The following is a 15278-nucleotide window of genomic DNA, read 5'->3' as shown; positions in this document are numbered from 1 at the left end:
CGCTGACCGTCGGCGGATTCAGCATGGGCGGCCTGGTCACGCGGTACGCGCTGGCCAGGATGGAGCACGACGGCGGTGACGAGAACGACCACGCGACCGCCCTGTACTTCTCCTACGACAGCCCGCACCGCGGCGCCTGGGTGCCGCTGGCCCTGCAGGCGTTCGCGCACTACATCCGCCCGCTCAACGCGGCCTTCTCGCACCAGATGAACAGCCCTGCCGCCCGCCAGCTCCTGTGGCAGCACATCGCGGAGTGGAACGACGAGCCCGAGACGGACAAGGAGCGCGGCATCTTCCTCGCCGAGCTGGAGCGCGTCGGCGGCTGGCCCGCGCGCCCCCACAGGATCGGCGTCGCCAACGGCGTGCGCAGCGGCGCGAGCAACGGCGTGCGCCCCGGTGAGCAGGCCTTCCACGGCAAGGGCCTGGCCATCACGGGCACCCACCTCTACACGCAGTCCGCGGGCGAGGACCAACTCGTCGCGCAGTTGCGGGTGGTGACCCTGCGCAGGCCCCGGATCCGCACGGCGGGCCTGCCGGAGATCGACGGCGCGCCGGGCGGCACCCTGGAGGGCTTCGGCATCCTCGCCGACGAGCTCGACAAGATCCCCGCCCTCATCGGCCTCCGCTCCCGGGCCGACATCCGCGAGCACTGCTTCGTGCCGACGGTCAGCGCGATCGCGCTGCGCGACCCCGACACCCACGAGAAGCTGTACGAGCCGGTCACGGCCTCCGCGGAGGAGGACAGCGAACTGGACGAGTTCCTCTGCGCCTCGCACAACGAGGGCCACACCCTGGTCACCGAGGAACTCTGCGGCTGGATCCTGGACCGGCTGCCGTAGCCGTCACCGGCCCGTGAAACGCCGCAGGGGCGGCACCCTCCCGAAGGAGGGTGCCGCCCCTGCGTACGAGCTGCGCGTACGAACTGCACGCTCAGGACGGCTGATCCGCGGAGGATCAGAAGTCCATGTCACCGCCCGGCATGCCGCCCGGAGCGCCCGCCGCGGCGGCCTTCTCCGGCTTGTCGGCGATGACGGCCTCGGTGGTGAGGAACAGCGCGGCGATGGAGGCGGCGTTCTGCAGGGCAGAGCGGGTCACCTTCGCCGGGTCGAGGATGCCCTCGGCGATCATGTCGACGTACTCACCGGAGGCGGCGTTCAGGCCGTGGCCGACGGTCAGGTTGCGCACCTTCTCGACGACGACACCGCCCTCCAGGCCGGCGTTGACGGCGATCTGCTTCAGCGGGGCTTCCAGGGCCAGCTTCACAGCGGCGGCACCGGTGGCCTCGTCGCCCTCGAGCTCCAGCTTCTCGAACACCTGGGAGGCCTGCAGCAGGGCCACGCCACCACCGGCGACGATGCCCTCCTCGACGGCCGCCTTCGCGTTGCGAACGGCGTCCTCGATGCGGTGCTTGCGCTCCTTGAGCTCGACCTCGGTCGCGGCACCGGCCTTGATGACCGCAACACCGCCGGCGAGCTTCGCCAGGCGCTCCTGCAGCTTCTCGCGGTCGTAGTCGCTGTCCGAGTTCTCGATCTCGGCGCGGATCTGGTTGACGCGGCCCTGGACCTGGTCGCTGTCACCGGCGCCGTCGACGATGGTCGTCTCGTCCTTGGTGATGACGACCTTGCGGGCGCGGCCGAGCAGGTCGAGACCGGCGTTCTCCAGCTTGAGGCCGACCTCCTCGGAGATGACGGTGCCACCGGTGAGGATGGCGATGTCGCCGAGCATGGCCTTGCGGCGGTCACCGAAGCCCGGGGCCTTGACGGCGACGGACTTGAAGGTGCCACGGATCTTGTTGACGACGAGCGTGGACAGCGCCTCGCCCTCGACGTCCTCCGCGATGATCAGCAGCGGCTTGCCCGACTGCATGACCTTCTCCAGCAGCGGAAGGAGGTCCTTCACGTTGGAGATCTTGGAGTTGACGATCAGGATGTACGGGTCGTCGAGCGACGCCTCCATACGCTCCATGTCGGTGGCGAAATACGCCGAGATGTAGCCCTTGTCGAAGCGCATGCCCTCGGTGAGCTCGAGCTCCAGACCGAAGGTCTGCGACTCCTCGACGGTGATGACGCCTTCCTTGCCGACCTTGTCCATGGCCTCGGCGATGAGCTCGCCGATCTGGGTGTCGGCGGCGGAGATGGAGGCCGTCGAAGCGATCTGCTCCTTGGTCTCGACATCCTTCGCCTGCTCGAGCAGGGCGCCCGAGACGGCCTCGACGGCCTTCTCGATGCCGCGCTTCAGAGCCATCGGGTTGGCACCGGCGGCCACGTTGCGCAGACCCTCGCGCACCAGGGCCTGGGCCAGGACGGTCGCGGTCGTCGTGCCGTCACCGGCGACGTCGTCCGTCTTCTTCGCGACCTCCTTGACCAGCTCGGCGCCGATCTTCTCGTACGGGTCCTCGAGCTCGATCTCCTTGGCGATGGACACACCATCGTTGGTGATCGTGGGGGCGCCCCACTTCTTCTCGAGGACGACGTTGCGACCCTTGGGGCCCAGGGTCACCTTGACGGCGTCGGCGAGCTGGTTCATGCCGCGCTCGAGGCCGCGCCGTGCCTCCTCGTCGAACGCGATGATCTTGGCCATGTGAAGTGGTCCTCCCGGACAGGGGTGGAAAAGCAAACGGACCGTGCTGGTGCCCGCGACGGACGGCCTGCGCGCCTTGTGGTTCCTTGCCCCACCCGGCCCGCGGACCTCACCGACCCGATCCAAGTTCTGTCACTCTCACTCGTAGAGTGCTAACGCCAATGATTAGCACTCGACCCCCACGAGTGCAAGGTGCTCCCGAGAGATCGGCTCGTGTGAGGGACCTCGGGGACTGCTCCCCGCGCGGCCTCCCGGGCACACACGAGGGGCCCGTACCCCGATGGGATACGAGCCCCTCACGATGCTTGCTTCGGTGGTCGGTCGCGCCGAGCTAGACGGCGAGTTTGACCATGTCCGCCTGCGGACCCTTCTGGCCCTGCGAGATCTCGAACTCGACTCGCTGACCTTCTTCAAGGGTGCGGTAACCGTCCATCTGGATCGCGCTGTAGTGGACGAAAACATCCGCACCACCGTCGACCGCGATGAAGCCGTACCCCTTCTCCGCGTTGAACCACTTGACGGTGCCCTGAGCCATGCCTAACTCCCCTATTACTGGCCCTTGCACAGGACCGCACTTCGCGGACCCGGGTCAGACCTCACCCCCCATTGGTTGGGGGTGTGCGCCGGAACGCGTCGACCGCCGCTGAATGTATCTGTCCAACTGCCGTCTGCAACAGGTCAATCGGACGAGAATTCTGGGCACGACCGATCGGAAAAAGGGGGAGAATTCGCCAGCACTCAGGGCAAGTCGGGCCGGGCAAATGCCACATGGGGCTCAAATGGGCAGCACTGTTTGGCTACTTCTTGTCGGCTCCGGACCGACTTCATATATGCACTCGGCACTAACCGCGGAGCGCTGTTCCCAACTGTACCGCGCTCAACCATGCAGAATTGCCCCCTCCGTTTCTCTCGCGGAGGGGGCAATTCAGATAACGCAGGGTACTTGCGTAAAGATCAGCCGCCGGCGACGGCGGGAATGATCGAGACGCCCGCGCCGTCCGGGGTGGCGGTCTCCAGGCCCTGCTCGAAGCGGACGTCGTCGTCGTTGACGTAGACGTTCACGAAGCGGCGGAGCTTGCCCTGGTCGTCCAGGACGCGGGCGGCGATGCCGGTGTGGTTCTTCTCCAGGTCGGCGATGACCTCGCCGAGCGTGGCCCCCTCGGCGGCGACCTCGGACCGACCACCGGTGTAGGTGCGAAGAATGGTGGGGATGCGGACGTTGACGCTCATGGTCGTGATGCCTTTCTCGCGGTACGGGGTGGTCAGTGGGCCAGGCCGGCGGCGCGGAACGCCTCGAGGCTCGGGGCGATGGTGGCGGTCGCCTGCGACGTCTCGGCGACGGCGTCCAGGGTCTTGAGGCCGTCGCCGGTGTTGAGCACCACCGTGGTCAGCGAGGGGTCGATGAGCCCGGCCTCGACCAGCTTCCGCGTGACGCCGACCGTGACGCCGCCCGCGGTCTCCGCGAAGATGCCCTCGGTCCGGGCGAGGAGCTTGATGGCATCGACGACCTGCTCGTCGTTCACGTCCTCCACCGCGCCGCCGGTGCGGCGCGCGATGTCGAGCACGTAGGGGCCGTCGGCCGGGTTGCCGATCGCCAGGGACTTGGCGATGGTGTTCGGCTTCTGGGGGCGTACGACGTCGTGGCCGGCCTTGAACGCGGCCGACACCGGCGAGCAGCCCTCCGCCTGGGCGCCGAAGATCTTGTACGGCTTGTCCTCGACGAGACCGAGCGCGATCAGCTCCTTCAGACCCTTGTCGATCTTCGTCAGCTGCGAGCCGGAGGCGATCGGGATGACCAACTGGTCGGGCAGCTGCCAGCCGAGCTGCTCGCAGATCTCGTACGCGAGGGTCTTGGAGCCCTCGCCGTAGTACGGCCGCAGGTTCACGTTGACGAAGCCCCAGCCCTCGCCGAGCGGGTCGCCGATGAGCTCGGAGCAGAAGCGGTTCACGTCGTCGTAGTTGCCCTCGATGCCGACGAGCTCGCCGCCGTAGACCGCGGCCATGACGACCTTGCCCTGCTCCAGGTCGTGCGGGATGAACACGCACGAGCGGAAGCCGGCGCGGGCGGCGGCGGCGCCGACGGCACCCGCGAGGTTGCCGGTGGAGGAGCAGGAGAGGGTGGTGAAGCCGAAGGCGCGCGCCGCTTCGAGCGCCTGCGCGACGACCCGGTCCTTGAAGGAGTGCGTGGGGTTGCCGGAGTCGTCCTTGACGAAGAGCCTGCCCGGCTCGACGCCGAGTTCACGGGCGAGGTTGTCGGCCTTGACGAGCTTGGTCCAGCCGGGGTTGAGGTTCGGCTTGTCGGCCACGTCGGCGGGGACGGGCAGGAGCGGGGCATAGCGCCAGATGTTGGCGGGGCCCGCCTCGATCCGCTCGCGCAGGGCCTCCGGGTCGCCGAGCGGCAGGTCGTACGCGACTTCGAGGGGGCCGAAACACTCGGCACAGGCGAAGATCGGGCCGAGGGGGAACTTCGTGCCGCACTCCCGGCAGGAGAGGCCCGAGGCCGGTCCCAGGTCGACGGGGGAGGTGGTGCTTTCGGTGGCGACAGTCTGCACAGCCATGGAGGCGAGGCCCTTTCTCCTCATCTTCCTCGCGACGCATCTCGCCGCGAGACGGAATTGGCACCTTCCCTAGCCGGGAGCCTCGCGGCGCAGAATCGCGACGAGACCGACTGGAGGGTTGCCGGGGCTTCAACGGGCCGTATCCCTCTGCCCCTCTGGATGAGCGGTATTCGATTGTGGGTTTCAGTTGTTGATCCTGAACGCGGCGGCGACCCCGACATGCGATGGTCACCGGCGTTGTTCAAGACTGTAACCGAAGCCCTGGACCCTTGAGATAGTCGTCCGAACCGCGAGATGGATCACATACGGGAGGACCCTGACCGTGCTGGAAGAGGTCGAGCGCTGGCTGAGCAGGCGTTCCTGGTCCGTGGCCGACCGCCCGCTGGAGCGCCTCATGGCCGCCAAGCGCGCGTCCGGCACCTCGGTGAGCGTCGTGCTGCCCGCGCTGGACGAGGAGGAGACGGTCGGCGAGATCGTCTCGGTGATCCGCCGTGAGCTGGTCGAGGAGGCCCCGCTGGTCGACGAGCTCCTGGTGATCGACTCCGGGTCGCGGGACCGCACGGCGGAGGTCGCCGCGGCGGCCGGCGCCAAGGTGGTCCACCGGGACGAGATCCTGCCCCGCCTGACGCCCGTCCCCGGCAAGGGTGAAGTTCTGTGGCGCTCGCTCCTCGTCACGGGCGGTGACGTCGTGGCGTTCGTCGACGCGGACCTGAAGGAGTTCTCGGCGGACTTCGTCGCGGGGATCGTGGGGCCGCTGCTCACCGATCCGGACGTGGACTTCGTGAAGGCGATGTACGACCGGCCGCTCGGCGCCGAGTTCGACGCGCCCGGGGCGGGCCGCGGGGCGGGGCAGGGCGGGCGGGTGACCGAGCTGATGGCGCGCCCGCTCCTCAACATGCACTGGCCTCGACTGGCCGGGTTCGTCCAGCCGTTGGGCGGCGAGTACGCGGCGCGCAGGTCGCTGCTGGAACGGCTGCCGTTCCCCGTGGGGTACGGCGTGGAGCTGGGGCTGCTGGTGGACGCGCTGCACACGGTGGGCCTTGACGCGCTGGCGCAGGTGGACGTGGGGGTGCGCAGGCACCGGCACCAGGACGGGCAGGCGCTCGGGCGGATGGCGGCGGCGATCTACCGGACGGCGCAGCTGCGGCTGGCGCGCGGCCATCTCGTACGTCCCGAGCTGACGCAGTTCGAGCGGGGCGAGCACGGCTTCGAGCCGAGGACGTACGCGATCGACACAGAAGAACGTCCCCCTATGACCGATATCGCCGAGTATGCCCACCGTCGCGTGGCGTAACCAGTCACGATCATGCGTTTTGCCTACATTGCCCCTTTATGTGGGTCAGACATGCCAGACATGCAATGAGGGCCGTGCGGCGGGCGGGCGCACTGACGCTCGCCACCGCCACCGTCGCGGCCGGGGTGCTCGCCGCGACCGCGACGCCCGCCGCCGCGGAGGTCGTCGAGCCCTTCGCCAAGCGCTACGACGAATCGCTGTACGGCGACTTCAAGACCATCGGCAACACGGTCCTCGACTGCCCGACGGGCCCCGCCGACGTGGCCGCCTCCTGCAAGGAGACCCAGGAGGCCCGGGGCACCAAGAACAACAACAACTTCATCGAGCGCCGCATCGACGTGGCCGGCCTGACCGGCACCTTCGACTCCAGCACCGGACAGGTGACCATCCCGCCCGGCGCGCAGGTCGACTACGCGCGGCTGTTCTGGGGCGGCAACGCGGGCACGCACCGCTTCGGCAGCACCGTCCGCGACATCTGCGACCTCAACCGCGACGGCAACGCCCCGGTGGACCCGGCCCCCGGCGACCCGCTCACCACGCGCCCGGTCATCCGCGTCGGCGGCGGCGCGCAGTCCCGGGTGAACGTCGAGAACGCGGTCCGCACCCCGAACACCACGCAGGGCCCGCACTACTACACCGCCGAGGCCGACGTGACCTCGTCCTTCGCGGGCGCCGCCACCGGCAGCCCCGTCGAGGTGGCCGTCGGCGACGTCTGGGCGCCCACCGGACAGGGCTGCGTCGGCGGCTGGTCGCTGACCGTCGTCTACAAGTACGACGGCCCGAACGAGCAGTACGCGCCCGACCGCCGCAACGTCTACCTCTGGGGCGGCCACGTCATCCAGCGCTCGACGCGGACCCGCGCCGACTCCTCCACCACCGTCCCGGTGGACGGCTTCTACCGCACCGAGGGCGACATCCACGCCAGCACGACGGCGTACGAGGGCGACTGGAACACCCGCGGCGACCAGTTCCTCGTCGACGGCAGGCCGGTCACCGAGCCGCACACCGGCCGCACCGACAACTTCTTCATCAGCGAGGACGACGGCGCGGTCAGCCCGAAGCACCGCAACAACCTGAGCATCGACGCCAAGGCCTTCGAGGTGCCCGACGGCGCGATCCCCGTGGGCGCCACCTCCGCGAAGCTGACCTTCACCAGCACCGGCGACGTCTACGTCCCCTCGCAGCTGGCCCTGTCGGTGCCGGTCCCGGACCTGGAGGTCACCAAGACCGCCTCGCCCGCCAAGGTGAAGCCCGGCGAGAAGCTGACGTACACGGTCAAGGCCAAGAACATCAGCAGGCTCCCCTATCCGGGTGCCAGGTTCAGCGACGACCTGAGCGGCAACCTCGACGACGCGACGTACAACGAGGACGCGAAGGCCTCCACCGGCACCGTCTCGTACACCAAGCCGAGGCTCGGCTACGTCGGTGACATCGCGCCGGGCCGGACCGCGACGGTCACCTACTCCGTCACCGTCAACGACCCGGTCAGCGGCGACGGCAAGCTGCTCAACAACGTCGACGTCCAGACCCCGCGCTCCAACTGCGACCCCGGCAGCGCCGACCCGAACTGCGCCTCCGAGCCGGTCATCGACTACCCCGAGCCGCCGCTGGGCGTCGGTTCGCGGCCCACCGACCCGACCGTCCCGGCCTGCGGCTCCACCACCAACACCATCACCCTCAGGAACCCCTCGGGCGACCCGCGCATCGGCGCCTCCGCCTCATGGCCCGTGCGCCCCGGCTCCACACCCGTCGCGAGCTCCGGGAAGGTGGCCAGGCAGGGCGCCGCGTACGTGTGGCGGGGCAACGTCCCGGCCAAGGGCAAGGTCACCATCACCCAGAAGGTCAAGGTGTCCTGCACGCCCGGCAAGGTGACCGTCATCACCGTGACCGCGCCCGGCAGCAACTGCTCGAAGTCCCGGCGCGGCGGCGACGACCCGTGCACCACGGCGATCCTCGCCCAGCGCGTGCAGGGCCGGCCCGCCCCGCCGCAGCAGCAGCCCGGACAGCCGGAGCGGCCGGGCGGCGAGCTCGCCGAGACCGGCAGCGACTCCGCGACCATGCTGTACGGCGGGGTCGCCGCCGCGCTGTGCGGGCTCGGCGTGCTGGTGCTCGCCGCGGTGCGGTCCCGGCGCGACTGACCTGATCCCGTGCACGGCCGGGCTCCGCGAAGGCTCCGGAGCCCGGCCGTACGTTTGCCCGGCCCCGGGACGGGCTACGTTTTGCCACATGGTCTCCGAGCCCGGATCGACAGCAGCCCAGGTACTCGTCGCGTCCAACCGCGGCCCCGTCTCGTACACCGTGGAGGAGGACGGGACGCTGACCGCGCGGCGCGGCGGAGGCGGTCTGGTCTCCGGGCTGAGCGCCATCGGCGACGAGGCGGACGCGCTGTGGGTGTGCGCGGCGCTCGGCGAGGGCGACCGGGAGGCGGTGCGCCGCGGCGTCGGTGAGCCGGGGGTGCGGATGCTGGACGTCGACGCGGGATCGCGCGAGGGCGTGCACGCGGCCGCCTACAACGGCATCGCCAACTCGGTCCTGTGGTTCGTCCACCACATGCTCTACCAGACCCCCCTGGAGCCGGTCTTCGGCCCGGAGTTCCGGGCGCAGTGGGCGGCGTACGAGACGTACAACCGCGCGTTCGCCGAGGCGCTGGCCGCGGAGGCCGCCCCGGGGGCGGCGGTCCTGGTGCAGGACTACCACCTGGCGCTGGTCCCGGGGATGCTGCGCGAGCTGCGGGAGGACCTGCGGATCGGGCACTTCTCGCACACGCCGTGGGCGCCGGCCGACTACTTCCGGATGCTGCCGGACGACGTGGCCGAGCAGCTGCTGCGGGGCATGCTCGGCGCCGACCGGCTCGGCTTCCTCACCGGGCGCTGGGCGGACGCCTTCACGGAGTGCTGCGTGCGCGTGGTCGGCGGGACGTCGGGGACGCGGATCGGCGTGCACGGGCTGGGGGCCGACGCGGACTTCCTGCGGGAGCGCTCGCGCCGGGACGACGTCGAGGAGCGGATGCGGGCGCTGCGCGAGCAGGTCGGCGAGGGCCGCAGGACGATCGTGCGGGTGGACCGGACGGAGCTGTCCAAGAACATCGTGCGCGGGCTGCTCGCCTACCGGCAGCTCCTGGCGGACCGCCCCGAGTGGCGCGAGCGGGTCGTGCACGTCGCGTTCGCCTACCCCTCGCGGCAGGACCTCGCGGTGTACCGGGACTACACGGCGGAGGTCTCCCGGGTCGCGGAGTCGATCAACTCCGCTTACGGAACGGATGGTTGGACCCCGGTGGTCCTGCACGTCAAGGACGACTTCGCGCGCTCGCTCGCCGCGTACCGCCTCGCGGACGTGGCGCTGGTCAACCCGATCCGCGACGGCATGAACCTCGTCGCGAAGGAGGTGCCGGTGGTCTCCGACGAGGGCTGCGCGCTGGTGCTCTCGCGGGAGGCAGGGGCGTACGAGGAGCTCGGCGAGGACGCGCTGCCGGTGAACCCGTACGACATCTCGGCCACCGCGGAGGCCCTGCACACCGCGCTGTCCCTGCCGGACGACGAGCGGGCCGAGCGCACCAAGCGCCTCGCGGCGGCGGCGACGGCGCTGCCGCCCGCGCAGTGGTTCCTGGACCAGCTGCGGGCGCTCACCGGCTGACCCCGCAGTCCAAGCACCCCGCGCGTTTGTCCATGGGCGCCGCGCCCGGCGCTCACTACGGTCCCCCGCATGACCCTGCGTCGCACGAGCATCGTGATCCTGGCCGCCCTCGCCGCGGCCGCGGCACCGGTACCCGTCACGGCCGCCGCCCGCGCCGGCACCACCCACTACGTCGACTGCGCCCGGGGCGACGACTCCGCCGCGGGCACCTCCCCCGGCGCGGCCTGGCGCACCGTCGCGAAGGCGAGCGGCCACGCCTTCGGCCCGGGCGACCGGCTCCTGCTGAAGCGGGGCACAAGCTGCACGGGGGTGCTGGCTCCCAAAGGTGCGGGTGCGGCCGGCGCCCCCGTGCGCATCGACGCCTACGGCGACAAGCGGGCCGCGAAGCCGCACATCGAGGCCCAAGGGGCGCGCGCCGCACTGCACTTGGTGAACACCGAGCAGTGGGAGATCCGGAACCTCGACCTGTCCAACACCGGCCCCGCGACCACCACCGAGCGCCGCGCGGGCCTGTACGTGCAGCTCACCGACTACGGCACGGCCGAGCACTTCGTCGTCGACGGCGTGGACGTGCACGACGTGAACGGCGCCGACTCCAAGGACCCCGACCCCTCCGGCGGCATCCTCTTCGTCGTCCAGGGCACGGCGACGCCCACGCGGTTCGCCGGGGTGCGCGTCGAGGACTCCACCGTGCGCCACGTCGACCGCACGGGCATCGGCATCATGTCGACCTGGGACGGTCCGGGGAGGTTCGCGACCGGCGTGCGCTTCCAGCGCAACAAGGCGTACGACGTGGGCGGCGACGGCATCGTCATCCACGAGACCAGCAGGGCACGCGTCGAGCACAACTACGTGGACGGCTTCAACATGCGCTCCGCCGGCTACAACGCGGGCGTGTGGGCCTGGGAGTCCGAGGACGCGCTCTACCAGTACAACGAGGTGACCGGCGGGCACGGGACGCGCGACTCGATGGCGTACGACATCGACGGCGGCAACGTCCGCAACGTCTACCGCTACAACTACAGCCACGACAACGAGGGCGGGTTCCTGCTCGTCTGCAACGGCGAGGGCAAGGTCAGCGACGGCAACCGGATCCACGACAACATCAGCGTCAACGACCGCAACACGGCCTCCCCGTACGGGGTGATCTCGGTGGTGTGCGGGGCGAGCACGGACACGCGGATCTATCGGAACACGGTGGTCACGAACCGCTCGGACACCGCCCTGGTCTCCAACAACGGGCCGGGCGGCGTGACCTTCCAGGACAACGTCTTCGTCGGGGCGTCCACCGGGTCGGGCTCCGCCATCAAGGACACGGTCAGCACGTACTCCGGCAACCTGTACTGGAACACCGCGCAGCCCCGTGACGCGCGGGGCCTGAACGCCGACCCGCGGTTCGTCTCCGCATCCCCCGCCTCCCCCGACGACGTCCGCCTCGGGGACGGCTCACCGGCGCGGGGCGCGGGCACGGCGGTCGACGACGGGACGGCGTACGACTACTTCGGCAACCCGATCCCGGACCCGCCCAACCTCGGTGCCGACCAGTCGAGTTGAGCGGTCGGCCGGCGCCGGTCAGGCGAGACGGGCGGCGACCGCCGACAGCAGACGCACCACACCGGACGGGCCGTCCACCACCAGGTCGGCCCGTTCGGTGAGTTCGGTGACCTCCGCGCTGCCGCTGCACACCAGCAGGCCCGCGACGCCGTCCGAGCGGAGCTTCTCCACCGCGCCGAAGGCGGGCAGGTCGCCCAGGTCGTCCCCGGCGTACAGGACGGACTCCGCGCCGACCTCGCGCAGGTACTCGGCGAGGGCCACGCCCTTGTCCATGCCGGGGGGCCGCAGCTCCAGGACCATGCGGCCCGGTTCGACGATCAGGCCGTGCCGGCCCGCCAGTTCGGCGAGCGGCTCGCGCAGCGCCTCGAAGGCGGCCTGCGGGTTCTCCGCGCGGCGCGTGTGGACCGCGACGGCGCGGCCCTTCTCCTCGGTCCAGGTGCCGCGCCAGGCGCCGATCGCGTCGAGGAATCCGGGGAGTTCGGCGCGGACGGCCGCGACCCCGGGGTGCGGTTCGGCGGCGCGGACGGTGCCGGTGACGGCGTCCCAGCGCTCGGCGCCGTAGTGCCCGAGGACGACGAGGTGTTCCAGGCCCGGCACGCCCGCGAAGCCGCCGTACCGGACGGCGACGCCCGCCGGGCGGCCGGTGACCACGGCGACGGACCGCAGGCGCGGGGCGAGCGCGGCGAGCGCGGGGACGGCGCCCCGGTGGGCGCGGGCCTGCTCGGGGTCGGGCACGATCGGGGCGAGCGTGCCGTCGAAGTCCAGGGCCACGACGGCCCGTTCGGGGCGCGCGAGGAGCGCGGCGAGGCCGTCGCGTCCGGCGCTCGTGGCGGGCTCGGGCAGGTCCGGCGGGCCCGGCTGATCCGGCAGGGAGTGCGAAGGGTCACCCATGGTCCCGACCATAGTCGCGTCAGCGCTCCTCGCGCCGTGACTCCCGCACCCGCCGCAGCCGATTGACCGTAATCGGGTCATGGGCGAGTGCCCTGGGGTCGTCGAGCAGCGCGTTGAGGACCTGGTAGTAGCGCACCGGGACCATGCCGAGCTGTTCGCGGATGGCGCGCTCCTTGGCGCCCGGGCCGGGCCAGTCCCGCCGTTCCAGGGCGAGGACGGCGCGGTCCCGGTCGGAGAGCTCCTGATCGGTCATGCCGACACGCTATTCCGCGTTCTCCGCGGACGCCGCCCGGTTCTGGATCTGGCCGAGGACCCCGGCGGGGTCGCCGTCGCCGCCGACGGTCCTGCCGATGTCCTTCTTGATGTCCGCCGAGACCTGCGCCCAGGACGTCTTGCCCACGGGGTAGAGCTGCGAGGTCGGCAGCTCCTTGAGGAACTTGCCCAGTTCGGTGTGGCCGCGGTCCTTGGCCATCGCGTCGGACGCGGACGTCGTCACGGGCAGGATGTCGTACTCGTTCGAGAAGTCGAGCACGTTCTTCTTGCTGTAGACGTAGTCGAGGAACTTGCCGGCCTCCTTGCGGTGGCCGTTCTGCTTGAACGCCATCATCCAGTCGGCGACGCCCATCGTGGCCTGCGCCTTGCCGTTGATGCCCGGCGCGGGCACCATGCCGAACTTCACGCCCTTCTTGGCGGCCATCTTCATCAGCGTCGGGTGGCCGTTGAGCATGCCGACCTCGCCGCGCGAGAACGCCGCGAAGGCCTCGGCGCGGTTCATCCTGCCGGGCGGCGTCGGGCCGGTCAGGCCCTCGCCGACGAGCTCGTCCCTGAGCCAGGTGAACGTCTTCACGTTCTGCTTGGAGTCGATGTCGTACGAGCCGACGTTGTCGGTGTAGCCACCGCCGCCGCTCAGCATCCACATCAGCGTCTCGGCGGGCGCCTCCTCGGAGCCCAGCGGCAGCGCGTAGGGGATCTTCACGCCGCGCGCCTTGAGGGCCTTGGCGTCGGCCTGCAGCTCGCTCCAGCTCTGCGGCGGGGTGAGGTTCGCGTCCTTGAAGAGCTTGGTGTTGTAGAAGAGCAGGCGCGTGGAGGAGGCGAACGGCATGCCGTACTGGATGCGGTTGACCTCGCCGGCCTGGGCGAGGGGGGCCAGGAAGTCGGCCTGGGTGGCGATGGAGAGGAGCTCGTCGGCCTCGTAGAGCTTGCCCTGCGCGGCGTAGTCGGCGTAGGCGCCGATCTGGGCCAGGTCGGGGGCGTCGCCCTTCTTGACCATCTCCTTGACCTCGCGGTCCACGTCGTTCCAGGAGTGGACGGTGACGTCGACCTTGATGCCCGGGTTCTCCTTCTCGAACCCTTCGACCAGCTTGTCCCAGTATTTCTTGGAGCTGTTCGCCGCGGAGTCGCCGTAGTCGGCGGCCACCAGCTTGAGGGTGACGTCGCCGGAGTCGCCGGGACCGCCGCAGCCGGCGAGGACGCCCGCCATGCCCAGTGCGGCCACCGCCGCGGTCAGACCTGTCACGCGCCGCTGCACAGCTGTCCCACCCTCATCGCTTCCACGTTGTTCCCACGCTCTGAGGCGTTTCTGCCCCCATGCGCTTGAACTGCGAGTTTCCCCCGAGTCCGGACACAAGGTCTACACCACACGCGTATCACTTGTGCAACGGCGGTCTTCATGGGCCCCAGCAGACGCGTCCATTTCCCCGTGCACGGAAGTCCATTGCAGTGGCCGCCCGACGGCTGCTAAGCACGTCACGTTCCCTCTCAGCACACCTGCTCAGCACACCTGAACGTCCCGCACGACGAGGAGCCTTGACGCATGTCGCGTACCGCAGCAGAAATAGCCACCCAGCCCGCCTGCTGGCACCGTGCGGCGGAGGCGGCCGCGTCCTTCGCGGGCCTGCCGCAGCCGGGTGAGCGGGTCGCCGTCACCGGCTGCGGCACCTCGTGGTTCATGGCCATCGCGTACGCGGCGCTGCGGGAGGCGGCGGGGCAGGGCGAGACCGACGCCTTCGCGTCGTCGGAGTTCCCGGCCGGGCGGACGTACGACCGGGTGGTCGCGATCACCCGCTCGGGCACGACGACGGAGGTCCTCGACCTGCTCGGCGAGCTCAAGGGCAAGGTCCCCACGGTCGCACTCACGGCCGACCCCAAGACCCCGGTCATGGACGCGGCGGACGCGGTGGCGGTCCTGGACTGGGCGGACGAGGAGTCCGTGGTCCAGACCCGCTTCGCGACGACGGCGCTCGCCTTCCTGCGGGCGGGCCTCGGCGACATCCCCGGCGTGAAGCCGGTCGCCGAGGCGGCGGCCGACGCGGAGCTCGCGGTGACCGAGCCGCTGCCGGAGTCGGTGGTGGCCGCGGAGCAGTGGACGTTCCTGGGCCGCGGCTGGACGTACGGCCTCGCCCTGGAGGCGGCCCTGAAGATGCGGGAGGCTGCGGGCGCCTGGACGGAGTCGTACCCGGCGATGGAGTACCGCCACGGCCCCATCTCCATCACCGGCCCCGGCCGCGTGACCTGGATGTTCGGCACGCTCCCCGAGGGCCTGGCGGCCGACGTGGCCCGCGTGGGCGGCGAACTGGTGGCCCGCGAGTCGGACCCCCTGGCAGACCTGATCCGCGCCCAGCGCCTGGCGGTGGCCCTGGCGGAGTCCCGCGGCTACGACCCGGACAACCCGCGCAACCTGACACGAAGCGTGATCCTGAGCTAGCCCGACCCTTTTCTGGCGGGGCGCCTCGGACGGGGCGGGGCGGGCAGCCCCGTCACGGCTGGGG

General features: G+C 70.7%; 13 protein-coding genes and 1 riboswitch. Of the genes, 6 read left to right on the top strand and 7 right to left on the bottom strand.

What is annotated here, in order from left to right:
• Window positions 1-839 (top strand): hypothetical protein (locus AOK22_RS16120; RefSeq protein ID WP_208606405.1); only part of this gene is annotated, 839 nt, incomplete at its 5' end.
• Between the two features lie 115 nt (window positions 840-954).
• Here AOK22_RS16120 and groL read toward each other — a convergent pair.
• From groL to thrC, 4 genes are all read right to left on the bottom strand, one after another.
• Complete coding sequence (groL, locus tag AOK22_RS16115; RefSeq protein ID WP_055699346.1) at window positions 955-2580, bottom strand: chaperonin GroEL; 1626 nt, start codon at window positions 2578-2580, stop codon at window positions 955-957.
• A gap of 331 nt (window positions 2581-2911) precedes the next feature.
• Window positions 2912-3115: a cold-shock protein gene (locus AOK22_RS16110; RefSeq protein WP_005315736.1), complete on the bottom strand. Its 204-nt coding sequence runs from the start codon at window positions 3113-3115 to the stop codon at window positions 2912-2914.
• 419 nt (window positions 3116-3534) lie between these two features.
• On the bottom strand, window positions 3535-3810 hold the full coding sequence (locus tag AOK22_RS16105; protein ID WP_055699345.1) for a ubiquitin-like small modifier protein 1: 276 nt from the start codon (window positions 3808-3810) through the stop codon (window positions 3535-3537).
• A gap of 32 nt (window positions 3811-3842) precedes the next feature.
• Window positions 3843-5138 (bottom strand): threonine synthase, encoded by a 1296-nt coding sequence (thrC, locus tag AOK22_RS16100; RefSeq protein WP_055699344.1) that lies wholly within the window; start codon window positions 5136-5138, stop codon window positions 3843-3845.
• A 17-nt stretch (window positions 5139-5155) separates the two neighbouring features.
• A riboswitch (SAM riboswitch) is annotated at window positions 5156-5304 on the bottom strand.
• 156 nt (window positions 5305-5460) lie between these two features.
• Here thrC and AOK22_RS16095 point away from each other — a divergent pair.
• The 4 genes from AOK22_RS16095 to AOK22_RS16080 all read left to right on the top strand — a co-directional run bounded on the left by AOK22_RS16095 (window position 5461) and on the right by AOK22_RS16080 (window position 11619).
• On the top strand, window positions 5461-6432 hold the full coding sequence (locus AOK22_RS16095; protein WP_055699343.1) for a glucosyl-3-phosphoglycerate synthase: 972 nt from the start codon (window positions 5461-5463) through the stop codon (window positions 6430-6432).
• 65 nt (window positions 6433-6497) lie between these two features.
• Window positions 6498-8570, top strand: a complete 2073-nt coding sequence (locus tag AOK22_RS16090; RefSeq protein WP_107101945.1) for a DUF7927 domain-containing protein — start codon at window positions 6498-6500, stop codon at window positions 8568-8570.
• A gap of 88 nt (window positions 8571-8658) precedes the next feature.
• Window positions 8659-10065 carry an alpha,alpha-trehalose-phosphate synthase (UDP-forming) gene (locus tag AOK22_RS16085; protein ID WP_055699341.1) on the top strand — a complete coding sequence of 469 codons (1407 nt, stop codon included), beginning with the start codon at window positions 8659-8661 and terminating at the stop codon, window positions 10063-10065.
• 69 nt (window positions 10066-10134) lie between these two features.
• The gene (locus AOK22_RS16080) at window positions 10135-11619 is read left to right on the top strand and encodes a right-handed parallel beta-helix repeat-containing protein (RefSeq protein ID WP_055699340.1); all 1485 of its coding nucleotides are present in this window, start codon (window positions 10135-10137) and stop codon (window positions 11617-11619) included.
• Between the two features lie 18 nt (window positions 11620-11637).
• On the opposite strand, the gene otsB is transcribed toward AOK22_RS16080, so the two are convergent.
• Genes otsB through AOK22_RS16065 form a run of 3 tightly spaced genes read right to left on the bottom strand, consistent with a single transcriptional unit; the run spans window position 11638 to window position 14038 of the window.
• Window positions 11638-12510, bottom strand: coding sequence for a trehalose-phosphatase (otsB, locus tag AOK22_RS16075; protein WP_055699349.1), 873 nt, complete (start codon window positions 12508-12510; stop codon window positions 11638-11640).
• Between the two features lie 19 nt (window positions 12511-12529).
• Window positions 12530-12763, bottom strand: a complete 234-nt coding sequence (locus tag AOK22_RS16070; RefSeq protein WP_055699339.1) for a DUF3263 domain-containing protein — start codon at window positions 12761-12763, stop codon at window positions 12530-12532.
• 9 nt (window positions 12764-12772) lie between these two features.
• Window positions 12773-14038, bottom strand: coding sequence for an ABC transporter substrate-binding protein (locus AOK22_RS16065; protein WP_439959606.1), 1266 nt, complete (start codon window positions 14036-14038; stop codon window positions 12773-12775).
• Between the two features lie 285 nt (window positions 14039-14323).
• Between AOK22_RS16065 and AOK22_RS16060 the strand changes: the two genes are divergently transcribed.
• A complete protein-coding gene (locus tag AOK22_RS16060; RefSeq protein ID WP_055699338.1) occupies window positions 14324-15214 on the top strand; it encodes an SIS domain-containing protein in 891 nt (296 codons plus the stop codon).
• Window positions 15215-15278 lie beyond the last annotated feature (64 nt).

Source organism: Streptomyces silaceus, from assembly GCF_001419745.1.
GTDB lineage: Bacteria > Actinomycetota > Actinomycetes > Streptomycetales > Streptomycetaceae > Streptomyces > Streptomyces silaceus.
The sequence above is the reverse complement of the archived record's forward strand: the minus strand, read 5'-3'. Positions and strand labels throughout refer to the sequence as shown.

Coding starts and splice junctions, on each gene's coding strand:
- groL (WP_055699346.1), bottom strand. CDS start 2,580: ATGGCCAAGATCATCGCGTTCGACGAGGAGGCACGGCGCGGCCTCGAG.
- AOK22_RS16110 (WP_005315736.1), bottom strand. CDS start 3,115: ATGGCTCAGGGCACCGTCAAGTGGTTCAACGCGGAGAAGGGGTACGGC.
- AOK22_RS16105 (WP_055699345.1), bottom strand. CDS start 3,810: ATGAGCGTCAACGTCCGCATCCCCACCATTCTTCGCACCTACACCGGT.
- thrC (WP_055699344.1), bottom strand. CDS start 5,138: ATGGCTGTGCAGACTGTCGCCACCGAAAGCACCACCTCCCCCGTCGAC.
- AOK22_RS16090 (WP_107101945.1), top strand. CDS start 6,498: ATGAGGGCCGTGCGGCGGGCGGGCGCACTGACGCTCGCCACCGCCACC.
- AOK22_RS16085 (WP_055699341.1), top strand. CDS start 8,659: ATGGTCTCCGAGCCCGGATCGACAGCAGCCCAGGTACTCGTCGCGTCC.
- AOK22_RS16080 (WP_055699340.1), top strand. CDS start 10,135: ATGACCCTGCGTCGCACGAGCATCGTGATCCTGGCCGCCCTCGCCGCG.
- otsB (WP_055699349.1), bottom strand. CDS start 12,510: ATGGGTGACCCTTCGCACTCCCTGCCGGATCAGCCGGGCCCGCCGGAC.
- AOK22_RS16070 (WP_055699339.1), bottom strand. CDS start 12,763: ATGACCGATCAGGAGCTCTCCGACCGGGACCGCGCCGTCCTCGCCCTG.
- AOK22_RS16060 (WP_055699338.1), top strand. CDS start 14,324: ATGTCGCGTACCGCAGCAGAAATAGCCACCCAGCCCGCCTGCTGGCAC.